11 protein-coding genes and 1 pseudogene are annotated in these 9,858 nt (G+C 75.5%); 3 read left to right on the top strand and 9 right to left on the bottom strand.

The window, feature by feature from the left end; genetic code table 11:
• The first annotated feature begins 388 nt into the window (after window positions 1-388).
• Window positions 389-619 (top strand): hypothetical protein, encoded by a 231-nt coding sequence (locus ACFV4G_RS26485; RefSeq protein ID WP_380444503.1) that lies wholly within the window; start codon window positions 389-391, stop codon window positions 617-619.
• Between the two features lie 276 nt (window positions 620-895).
• On the opposite strand, the pseudogene ACFV4G_RS26480 reads toward ACFV4G_RS26485, so the two are convergent.
• The 6 genes and pseudogenes from ACFV4G_RS26480 to ACFV4G_RS26455 form a co-directional block, all read right to left on the bottom strand.
• Window positions 896-1,306, bottom strand: a pseudogene (locus ACFV4G_RS26480) (DUF6099 family protein); the annotation flags it as partial.
• A 163-nt stretch (window positions 1,307-1,469) separates the two neighbouring features.
• Entirely contained in the window at window positions 1,470-1,862 is a 393-nt protein-coding gene (locus ACFV4G_RS26475; RefSeq protein WP_380444502.1) for a nucleotide pyrophosphohydrolase, read from the bottom strand.
• Window positions 1,859-3,280, bottom strand: coding sequence for an AAA family ATPase (locus ACFV4G_RS26470; protein WP_380444501.1), 1,422 nt, complete (start codon window positions 3,278-3,280; stop codon window positions 1,859-1,861). Before ACFV4G_RS26470 ends, ACFV4G_RS26475 begins: the two co-directional genes overlap by 4 nt.
• 200 nt (window positions 3,281-3,480) lie before the next feature.
• Window positions 3,481-4,311, bottom strand: coding sequence for a putative RNA methyltransferase (locus ACFV4G_RS26465; RefSeq protein ID WP_380444500.1), 831 nt, complete (start codon window positions 4,309-4,311; stop codon window positions 3,481-3,483).
• Between the two features lie 72 nt (window positions 4,312-4,383).
• On the bottom strand, window positions 4,384-5,157 hold the full coding sequence (locus ACFV4G_RS26460; RefSeq protein WP_380444499.1) for a RimK family alpha-L-glutamate ligase: 774 nt from the start codon (window positions 5,155-5,157) through the stop codon (window positions 4,384-4,386).
• Window positions 5,154-6,020: a RimK family alpha-L-glutamate ligase gene (locus tag ACFV4G_RS26455; protein ID WP_380444498.1), complete on the bottom strand. Its 867-nt coding sequence runs from the start codon at window positions 6,018-6,020 to the stop codon at window positions 5,154-5,156. Before ACFV4G_RS26455 ends, ACFV4G_RS26460 begins: the two co-directional genes overlap by 4 nt.
• A gap of 225 nt (window positions 6,021-6,245) precedes the next feature.
• On the opposite strand from ACFV4G_RS26455, the gene ACFV4G_RS26450 reads away from it, so the two are divergent.
• A complete protein-coding gene (locus tag ACFV4G_RS26450) occupies window positions 6,246-7,154 on the top strand; it encodes a GNAT family N-acetyltransferase (protein WP_380444497.1) in 909 nt (302 codons plus the stop codon).
• Between the two features lie 36 nt (window positions 7,155-7,190).
• On the opposite strand, the gene ACFV4G_RS26445 is transcribed toward ACFV4G_RS26450, so the two are convergent.
• Window positions 7,191-7,619, bottom strand: coding sequence for a fic family toxin-antitoxin system, toxin component (locus tag ACFV4G_RS26445; protein WP_359974421.1), 429 nt, complete (start codon window positions 7,617-7,619; stop codon window positions 7,191-7,193).
• Window positions 7,616-7,852: a toxin-antitoxin system HicB family antitoxin gene (locus ACFV4G_RS26440; RefSeq protein ID WP_363653907.1), complete on the bottom strand. Its 237-nt coding sequence runs from the start codon at window positions 7,850-7,852 to the stop codon at window positions 7,616-7,618. The genes ACFV4G_RS26445 and ACFV4G_RS26440 overlap by 4 nt, the downstream gene beginning before the upstream one ends.
• A gap of 230 nt (window positions 7,853-8,082) precedes the next feature.
• Here ACFV4G_RS26440 and ACFV4G_RS26435 point away from each other — a divergent pair, with 230 nt between their 5' ends.
• Window positions 8,083-8,280 (top strand): hypothetical protein, encoded by a 198-nt coding sequence (locus ACFV4G_RS26435; protein ID WP_380444496.1) that lies wholly within the window; start codon window positions 8,083-8,085, stop codon window positions 8,278-8,280.
• Between the two features lie 103 nt (window positions 8,281-8,383).
• Here ACFV4G_RS26435 and ACFV4G_RS26430 read toward each other — a convergent pair whose 3' ends face one another.
• Entirely contained in the window at window positions 8,384-9,742 is a 1,359-nt protein-coding gene (locus ACFV4G_RS26430) for a class I SAM-dependent RNA methyltransferase (protein ID WP_380444519.1), read from the bottom strand.
• Window positions 9,743-9,858: the final 116 nt, after the last annotated feature.

Below are 9,858 nucleotides of genomic sequence, written 5' to 3'. Positions count from 1 at the left end.
TGTGTGGGGGTGTGTGGGGGGGGGGGGGGGGGGGGGGGGGGGGGGGGGGGGGGGCGGGGGGCCCCGCGCCCCCCCCCCCCCCACCGCACGCCTCCGCAGGCCGGCACAAGCCGCCTCGGTCCGCGCCCACTGCCCTTCTCTCCCTTACCCTCCCTCCTCCTAGCCCAGGGCTCCCTGAGGCGGCAACCCTCGTTTCACTCGGGAGGCTGACCTCCCCGCCGACATGGACCGCATCGGGTGGTGTGCGGTGACCCGGTGGCGGCGCGGGTCGTTGGACGCTGCGGCGGGAGCGTGCGCCCCAGTGGCAAGGCAGCAGCCACCCCCGCCGCGCGGGCCGAGCCACCGTCGGCCGCTTCACGTCGCACTACCGATCCGAAGAGGTCCCGTCATGTCCGAACCCTGGTCCGAGACATCCGCCGCGCCGCAGTTCCCGACTGCCCCGGCGGTCCCGGCCGCCACTCCGAAGAGCCTGCTGGAGCAGATGCAGGAACTGCTCGCCTCCGTGACCGCGGACCTCGCCGAACTCCAGTCCTCCGGCGTCCGCGACGCCGGTACGGCTGGCTACCCCACCGGCACCGACACCTCCGGGGCTCCGGCCGTCGCGCCGGGCACCCGGTAGTCCGGCGCCCCGTCCGGGGGGGCCCCCGGCCCCCGCGGGAGGACGACGGCACCACCGCACAGCGCCCCCCCGCCGCCCCGCGCGGGCGGCCGCCCCCCCCCGGGGGGGCGGGCGCGGGCCGGGCCGCCCGCGGGGGGGGGCCCGCCGCGCCGGCGGGGGGCGCGGCCCGCGGCGCGCCCCGAGCCGGACCACCAGTAAGGGCGCGCCCCGGCCGGCCGGCTCGGCCTCCGCCGCCCCGAGGAACCGCCCCGCCGCCTGCCGGAGCCGCACCACGAGGTCCTTGCACTCCGCCACCGCGTCGACGGTGTCGATGCACGTCCAGTACACGCTCTCCGTGTCGGCCCCGCAGGCCAGCACCACCAGCGTCTCGCCGAGCTCGCGCAGCAGCCCGTCGAGCGCCCCCAACGTCTCCTCCAGGTCACCGAGTTCGCCGAGCCGGCCGGACCGTCCGCCGCTCAGCACGGCCGCCCTGACCACGGACCGGTCCAGGCAGCCCGAGGCGACCGTGCCCGCCTCGGACAGCTGTCTGCCGAGTCCGGCCAGTTCCTCCTCGTCCAGCTCGGCCAACCGGGCCCCCACCGCTTCGGTGAGCAGCGCCGCCCGCCGCGCCTCCGCCAGCACGTCGGGTACGTGCCTGGCCTCGACCAGTGCGTGCCGGGCCGTCTTGATCAATCGCAGCGCCTCCATGGCGCGTCCCCTTCCGCTCGCTTTCGCCGTCCGACCACGGCCGCCGCCGGGGCGGTTCGTGGTCACGGCGAAAGCGTGCGCCGAGAGGGGGAGGTGCGCATTGGGGCTTTTCAAAGCTGTGGAAAACCCCGGGGCTGTGGACAACTCCTGTCCCTCGCAGGGATTATTCGCGCACCTCAGGCTTGACGTAGGCGGCCGATCCCGGCACCGGGAAGCGCTCCTCGTTCCGCTCGATCTTGGCCGCGAGCGCCTCCAGCGGGTCCACCCCCACCGCCATGCAGAACTGCACCAGGTACGCGAGGACGTCGGCCACCTCGTCCCGCACCCGGTGGGCGCGCTGCGGGTCGGACATCACCGCGGCGGCCTGCTCCGGCGTCAGCCACTGGAAGATCTCCAGCAGCTCGCCGGCCTCCACCGTCAGCGCCGCCGCCAGGTTCTTCGGCGTGTGGAAGGGCTCCCACTTCCGCACCGCCGCGAAGTCCACCAGCCGCTGCCGCAGGCTCTCCAACGTCGGTGCCGCAGGGCCGGCACCGGATTCCTCAGCTCGTTCGTTCACGCGTCCAGGTCTACCGCATCCCCGTCCGCCCCCGCCCCGCCGTCCCCGCCGTCAACACCGTCAGCGGCGGCAGGAGCCGCAGAAGCGGCAGAAGCAGCCGCTTCCCCCTCCCCGCGCCCGCACTGGGCCGGCACCCGCGCCGTCTCGGGCCGCAGCACGGTGTGCCCCGCGGCCGGGTCGCGCCGGCACTCGACCAGCATGACCCCGCCCACGGACCCCCCGGCCAGCGCCTCCCGGGCCGCCGCCGGCTCCTGCAGCGCGGCCAGCACCCGCAACTGGTTGCGCCCCGACATCTCCCGCGCCAGCCGCAGCAGCGAGGCCGTCTGCTCGGTGGACAGCCCGGCCCCCAGGTCCCCCGCGAGCACCGTGAGCTGCCGGTGCGCCCACGGCACCTCGGCGGCCACGTCCAGGTCGAGCACCCCGGCGCCGGTGAGCAGCACGGCGGCGAACGCGAGGTGGCGCAGCATCCCGTCGGAGGCCTGGTCGGCCCCGGTGCGTCCGAGGAGGCCCTCGTCGAAGACCGCGAGGACCCCCCGGTCGGCGCCGGTGCCGCGGTGGGCGAGGTCGAGGCCGAGCAGCGGGTGCGGTGCGGCGGACTGGACGACCCGGAGGAGCTGGCCGTAGCGGCGCGGGCACTCGCCGGCGAGCCGGGCGATGACGGCGGAGATGTTGGCGGCGTTGCTGGTCAGGCGGGCCTGCGGGTCGGGGCGGGCCCAGTCGCGCATGAGGGCCGGCACGGGGTGGACGGGGAAGACCTCGCGCAGGGCGGTGAGCGCGTGCTCGGTGGCGGCGAGGACGGTGCGTTCGCCGGGCGAGGAGCCGGCGACCCGGAGCGGCAGCTGGGCGGTGATCATGGTGCCGCTGGGGAAGGGTGCCCGGATGTCGCCCTGGCGGGTGTCGTTGTGCCAGCAGACGTTGACGCGCCGGCCGCGCAGGTCCTGTTCGCCGGTCTCGACGAGGGTGCGCCCGTCGAGGCTGAGCGATTCGCGGGCGATCCGGACGGGTCCGTCGGTGCGGATGACGACGTCGAGCCGGATGCGGCCCGCCGGGGAGCGGACGGTGCAGCCGAGGATGATCGCGTCGCGCCCGTGCGGGACGCATCCGGCCAGGCCCCCGCGGACGGGCGTGGCGAGCTGGCCGGAGGCGCCGGGGATGCCGTCGAGGGAGTCCGCGATCTCCTCGCCGAGGGCGAGGCGGGACAGGACGGCGAGCGCGTCGAGCGCGTTGGCCTTGCCGACGCCGGCCGGTCCGTGCAGGACGGTGAGCGGTGCGAGCGGCAGTGCGGCGCGCCGGTAGGACTTGAAGGAGGTGAGCCGGAGCTCGTCGACGGTGGGGCGCGGTACGGGCGGCCGGTCGGGCGCCGGGGCGTCCGGTCGGGGGTGGGACGGCGAGGCGGTGCGGGTGGCGTCGCGGTTCACCCGTCGGACCCTAACTGCAGGTCAGGCGGCAGAAACGTGCCTGCGCGGCAGATTCATCCCATCGGGGAGCCGCGTGCACGGCCCGGGCATGGGAGGCGCACAGGGTGCGCACAACGAGGGCGCGCAGGAGAGCCCTCAGCGCCGGTACACCGCGCCCGTTCTCAGCGACCGGGCCTCAGCGACCGGCCTCAGCCCCCTTCTCAGCGCCGGTACACCGCGACCGTCACCGACGCCGTCGCCTCGACCGGTTCCGGCAACCCGGCGAGCGCCGCGGCCAGCCGCTCCGGATCGGTGTGCCAGGCGCTCGGCCCCATCCCGACCACCGTGCGCACGTCCTGCGGCCCGAGCCGCAGCGTGAACTCGACCTCCCGTCGCCCCTCGGGCGTCAGGTACGGGCCGAGCTTCTCGTCGATCCGCCGCTGCTTGTCCTCGTCGACCGACAGCAGCCCGAGCGCGGCGACGAGTTCGCGCAGGTGCCGCGGGGTCGGCGAGACCAGCAGCAGGGTGCCGCCGGGGCGCAGCACGCGGCGGATCTCCGGCCCGTTGCGGGGCGCGAACACGTTGAGCATCAGCCCGGCGGACCCGTCGAGCAGCGGCAGCGGGCGCCAGGCGTCGCAGACGACGGCGCCGATCCGGGGGTGGGCCTTGGCGGCGCGGCGCAGTGCGTACTTGGAGATGTCGAGCGCGGCGCCCGGCCGGCCGGGCAGGGCGTCGAGGACGTGGGCGAGGTAGTGGCCGGTGCCGGCGCCGAGGTCGGCGACGAGGCCTTCGGGGTCGGCGGACGCGGCGGCTTCGGCGAGGGCGTCGGCGATGGGGCCGTAGTGGCCGGCGGCGAGGAAGTCGGCCCGGGCGGCGACCATGTCGGCGGTGTCGCCGGTGCCGGTGTGGGCGTCACCGGCGAGGAGGCTGACGTAGCCCTGCTTGGCGAGGTCGTGGCTGTGCCCGGCGGGGCAGCGCATGCTGCGTTCGTGCCGGGCGAGGGGCTGCGCGCAGTGCGGGCAGGCCAGGTAGGGCTCGATGTCCTGCAGCAACGTTCCGTCTTCTCTCGCCGTGCGCCCCGAGGGCCGTCCCGGGCGTTCCCCGAGGTGCTCGGGGGTGCCAGCCTAACGACCGCGGCCGGCCGCGACGCGCAGGGCGAGGTCGGCCAGTGCCTCGGGGGCGCCCGCGCGGCCGCGGATGCCGGGGAAGGCGTTGACGTCGACGACGACGGGCTCGGCGGGCCCGTCGAGCAGGTCGACGCCGTACACGTCGAGGCCGAACGCCTCGCCGACGCGCAGCGCGAGGGCGGCCCGGTCGGCCGGTGGTTCCCATTCCGCGGCGGGCCGGGCGTCGGCGGCGGGCGGGGCGAGTTCGGAGCGCCGCCGGGCGGCGAACACCCGGCCGTCGACGACCCACAGCTTCTGGTCCCAGCCGGTGCCGTCGAGGAAGGGCTGGGTGACGACGGCTTCGTCCGGCCAGCGCTCGGCGAGTTCGCGCAGCCGGGCGGCGTCGTCGACCCGGGCGACGAGGTCGCCGCGCCGGCTGTTTCGGCTCTTGACGACGAACGGGTAAGAAGAATCGTCGAGTTGGCCGAGCGTTCCGGGTGACCGCGTCTCGGCGAAGGGCAGTCCGGCCGCCAGCGCGAGTTCGGCCATCCGCACCCGGTCCTGACAAAGTCCGGTCGCCGCAGCCGAGTTGACCACCGGCACCCCGCTTGACTCCAACTCCCGGGCGAGCGCCAGTGCTTGATCCGTTCGGGCCTTCAGCAGGCAGACGTCACCGGCCCATGCATCCCCCGGCCCGACGACCTCCACCCCGTGCCCCCGCGCGCGCAGCACCTCCGCCGTGGCCGCCAGCACCGGGTGCCCCTGGTCCGCCGTGATCAGCCCGACCCTCACAGCGCGCCCCCGCCCGCCGTCACCAGTGCCGGGGCCGGCACCGACACGGCCGTCCCGCCGCGCGCGAGCCGCAGCACGGCCCGTCCGACCCGGGCGACGGCGTCCGGCACCTGCCGGAAGCTCGGGAAGTCGTTGACGTCGACGACGACCGGCCCGTCCGGCCCGAGCAGCACGTCGACGCCGTACAGGTCGAGCCCGAACACCTCTCCCACCTGCGCCGCGATCCGCGCGACCTCGCCCGCGAGCGGCACCCGCCGCTCCCGCACCCCCTGCCCGGGGTGCAGGGGCGAGCAGCGCTCGGTGGCGTGGAACTCGCCGTCGACGCAGTAGATCTTGAGGTCCACGCCGGAGTTGGGCACGTACGGCTGCGCGATCAGCAGTCCTTCCCCGGCGAGCGAGGGGCCGAGCGCGAGCAGGTGGTCGGGGGTGCGGACGAGCCGCACGGCGCGTCCGGAGCTGCCGTCGGCCGGCTTGACGACGAGCGGGTACTCGGCGGCGGGTATCTCGGCGAGCCGTTCCCACCGGGCGGCGGCGTACGTGACGGGCACGGGCAGGCCGCGGGTGCGGGCGATGACGGAGGCGAGCGCCTTGTCGCGCACGCCGCGGATCGAGCGGACGTCGTTGACGGTGGTGAGCCCGACGGCCGCGGCCGCGTCGAGGAGGGTGAGGCCGGGCCCGCCGGAGACGGTCTTGAGCACCCACGCGTCGTGGGTGCCGGCCCGCACCGCCTCGGAGATCGCGAGGAGCGAGTCGCCGGGGCGCAGCACGTCCACCCGGTGCCCCCACGCGGTGAGTTGGCGTGCGACGTCGAGCGGCATGCCGTCGTGCCGGTAGTGCTCCTCCACCAGAAAGCAGAGCCTCATGGGCCTGTCTTCCCCCCTTGCCGTACCGAGTCCGGAGTTTTCCGCCGTCCCCCTCGGCAGAGCTGTGAAGGCATCAGCATGCCACGGGGTGCCCGATCAAGATCGCGGCGGCGGTAAGCGTTCGGCAACAATCGCGGGAAGGCCGGTGCGTGTCCGGACGACCGTCCGGCGCCCGGCCGGTCAAACCGGTGGCGGGCGGTCCGCGAGTCCTGCTTGGATGCCGCCGTGACTTCTGCCGATCATGCACCCGCGATTCCCTCCACCACCGCCTCCGCCACTGCGGACCCGCACCTCCTCGACGAGATCGAGCGTTACTACGACGCGGTGCCGCGCAGCGCCGCGCGCACCGAGGACTTCGGTCCGCTGACCCTGTTCGTCCGCGACGGCGCCGGCTGGCCGTACTACGCCCGCCCGACGCTGGGTCACGACGGGCCCGCCGTGACCGCCGACGACGTTCTCCGAGTGCTGGCCCGCCAGCGGGAGTTGGGCGTGCCGGAGGCGTTCGAGTGGGTCGCCGAGCACGACCCGGAGCTGCGCGCCGCGGTCGAGGGGGCCGGGCTGACGGTGCACGAGCACCCGCTGCTGGTGCTGGGCCCGGCGGACGAGCCGGGCGCCGCGCCCGCCCCCGCGGAGCGGGTGGAGGTGCGCGTCCTGGCTGCGGACGCACCGGAGTTGGCGGCCGCGCTGGCCGTCCCGCGGCTGGCGTTCGCCGATCCGGGCACCGGCATCGGTGCCGCCGGGACCGTCGAACTGGCGACGGCGGAGCAGGAGTTGGCGGCCGACGGCACCGCGCGGCGGGTCGCCGAGCGGATCACCGCGGGCACCACCGTGCTGGCGGCGGCGCTGGAGGACGGCACACCGCTGTGCGCGGGCCAGCACAACCCGGTGGGCCCGGTGACGGAGGTCGGCGGGGTCGGCACGCTTCCGGCGGCGCGCCGGCGCGGTCTCGGGCTCGCGGTGACGGCGGCGCTGGTCGCCCACGCCCGCGCGAACGGCGTGCGGACGGTGTTCCTGTCCGCCGCGGACGAGGACGTCGCCCGGATCTACCGCCGGGCCGGCTTCCGCCCGTTCGCGACGGCCCTGATCGCCGAACCGGCGACGCCCGACGGAACGCCCGACGGAACGGCCGGCTGACGCGGCGCGCCGGACGAACGGGAACGGGGGCGGCCGTCAGTCGTCGTCCCCGTCCTCGTCGTCCGCCCCGGTGACGCCCTCCCCCTCCGCCTCGTCCACGACCCACGCGGACAGCCGCTCGGCGACGCCCGACACGCCGAGCCGCCCCTCCCGGATGGCCCGGGCGAGGCTGCGCACCTCGCGGGCGGTGGTCGCCACCGTGCAGCCGCTCGCGACGAGGTAGGCGTAGGCGACGGCGGTGGCGAACAGCTCGTTGGTCTTCTCCAGGGCCGGCACCCGGATCAGCTGGTGCATCAGGGCGGCGGCGCGGTCCTGCGGTTCGGGGTAGACGGCGATGTCGAAGATCTCGGCCTGGTGGCGGGAGACCGCCGCGAGCAGCGATCCGTAGTCGGTGACCTGCGGGTCACCGGGCGTGTACTGCTCGGCGGTCATGAGCAGCCACGAGAGGTCGACCTCCAGTTTCAACGGCGCACGCCCTGGAGGTCACCCGGCTCCGCGGTTTCCGCCAGGAAGGCCGTCTCGTACTCCTTCATGAACTTCGCGGCGGCGTCGACGAAGGCCCGCCCGGACTCGCCCATGTCCTGCTGGACCAGGCGCTCGATGTACTGGTTCATGCTGATCCCCTGCTGCTCCGCCCGCTCCCGGGCCATCTCCGCGGTGGCGGCGTCCACCCTGACGTTCAGCTGCTTTTTACCCATGGGCCTCAAGCTAGCGCTGAAGTGCTAGCACAACAAGGGCGCGGATCCCGCCCCCACACGCACCCACCGCACGCCCCCGCACAACCCCGGAGGCGCCCCGGACTCATACCCACCGTCCGCCGAACCACCCCCGCCACGACGGACGAGACTTGAAGAGTCCTGCACCTTCCGAGACTCTGAACACTCCTGAGCGTTCCGTGAAGCGGCACCGACCGGTGTGGAGGCCGGCAATGACAGCCATGTTCGACCAGGAGCTGCGCGAGCAGCTCGCCCAGGCCCGCCGCGACCTCGCGACGGCCCGGGCCGAAGGGGACGCCGACGGCGTCCAGGCGTACGAGGGCCGGATCTCCGAGCTGCTCCGGCTCGCCGCCCAGCACGGGATCGACCTTCCGCACGACGCCGCCGAGGAAGAGCACAACGAGCCCTGACCACCCCCGACCGAGCGGTCCGCAGCGAGCGGCCGGAAACACCGAGGAGGCGGCACCCGGAACACCCCGGGTACCGCCTCCTCGGCACGTGCGCGCCGCTACCTCACCCGGTCGCGCCGCCGACCGGCTCCAGGATCGCCACGCACTCGAAGTGGTGCGTCATCGGGAACAGGTCGAAGGCCCGCAGCGAGACCGGCCGGTAGCCGCCCTCGCGGAAGAAGCCGAGGTCCCGGGCGAGCGCCGCCGGGTCGCACGCGACGTACGCGATCCGGCGCGCCGCCAGACCCGCCAGGTGCGCGACGGTCTCGCGCCCGGCGCCCGAGCGCGGCGGGTCCAGCACGATCAGGTCGGTGGCGGTGATGCCGGTGCGCGGCAGCAGCGTCTCGACCCGGTCGCACTCGATCCGGACGTTGTCCAGCGCGGCCAGGTTGTGCCGGGCGTCGACCACCGCCTGCTTGGCCGACTCGATGCCGAGCACCGCGCCGTCCTCGCCGACCCGGTCCGCCAGCGCGCCCGCGAACAGGCCCACGCCGCAGTACAGGTCGAGCGCGTTCTCGCCCCACTGCGGGTCCAGGCCGTCCAGGACGGCGTCCACGAGGGTGTCCGGCGCCTCCGGGTGGATCTGCCAGAAGCCGCCGTCGCTGACCCGCCAGGTGCGCCCGGCGGCCCGCTCGCGCACGAAAGAGCGCCCGTGCACGCGGTGCACGCCGCCCTGGTCGTCGATGCGGGCGATCGACACCGGCTTGTCCAGCTCGACCAGCGGCAGCTGCGCGCCGGGCCGCGGGGTGAGCACGATCTGGCGGTCCGAGGAGCCGGTCGCGGCGAAGACCTCGACCGAGGCGACGCCCGGCCAGTCGCGGGCCTCGACGCCGAGCTCGGTGACGCCCTGCGCGGCGATCAGGCAGTGGTCGACCGGCTGGATCTCGTGCGAGCGGTGCTTGCGCAGGCCGACCTTGCCGCTGTCCGCGTCCACCGCGTACTGCACCCGGGTGCGCCAGGCCGGCACCTGCCCGGCCGGGAGCTTGCCGCCGACCGGCTCGACGCTGCCGTCCCAGCCCGCCTCCTCCGGGGTGAGCCCGGCCAGCTTCGCCAGCTGCTCGGTCAGCACCGCCGCCTTGAGCTTGCGCTGCCCGCCGGGGGTCACGTGCTGCCAGTCGCAGCCGCCGCACTTGCCGGGCCCGGCGAACGGGCACGGCGGGGCGATCCGCTCCTTGGCGGGCTCCAGGATTTCCACCGCGTCGGCCCGCAGGAACCGCGACGTCGTGGTCCCCTCGGTCACCTGCGCGACCACCTTCTCGCCGGGCAGCGCGTGCCGGACGAACAGCACCCGGCCCTCGTACCGGGCCACGCAGTGCCCGCCGCCGTGCGCGACCGCGCCGACCTCGACCTCGTACCGCTGCCCGACCAGCGGGTCACCCGACGGCGTCTCCGGCCGCTGCGAGCGCGGCTGCTGGGCGCGCAGCGCCTTCGGCGGGCGCACGGCCTGCTTGCGCGGCGCCCCGCCCCTGCCGGACGCGCCGTCCTTGCCCTGGGAACCCGCGCCGCCCTTGCCGGACGCGGCAGCGCCCTTCCCGGCAG

The organism is Kitasatospora sp. NPDC059747 (assembly GCF_042732955.1).
In the GTDB taxonomy this organism is placed as follows: Bacteria; Actinomycetota; Actinomycetes; order Streptomycetales; family Streptomycetaceae; genus Kitasatospora.
Note: the sequence above shows the minus strand (reverse complement) of the source record. Positions and strands in the feature narration are given on the sequence as shown.

Excerpts from the sequence above, each read along its gene's own strand:
- ACFV4G_RS26455 (WP_380444498.1), bottom strand. The coding sequence starts at position 6,020 with ATGAGGCTCTGCTTTCTGGTGGAGGAGCACTACCGGCACGACGGCATG.
- ACFV4G_RS26485 (WP_380444503.1), top strand. The coding sequence starts at position 389 with ATGTCCGAACCCTGGTCCGAGACATCCGCCGCGCCGCAGTTCCCGACT.
- ACFV4G_RS26440 (WP_363653907.1), bottom strand. The coding sequence starts at position 7,852 with ATGGGTAAAAAGCAGCTGAACGTCAGGGTGGACGCCGCCACCGCGGAG.
- ACFV4G_RS26435 (WP_380444496.1), top strand. The coding sequence starts at position 8,083 with ATGACAGCCATGTTCGACCAGGAGCTGCGCGAGCAGCTCGCCCAGGCC.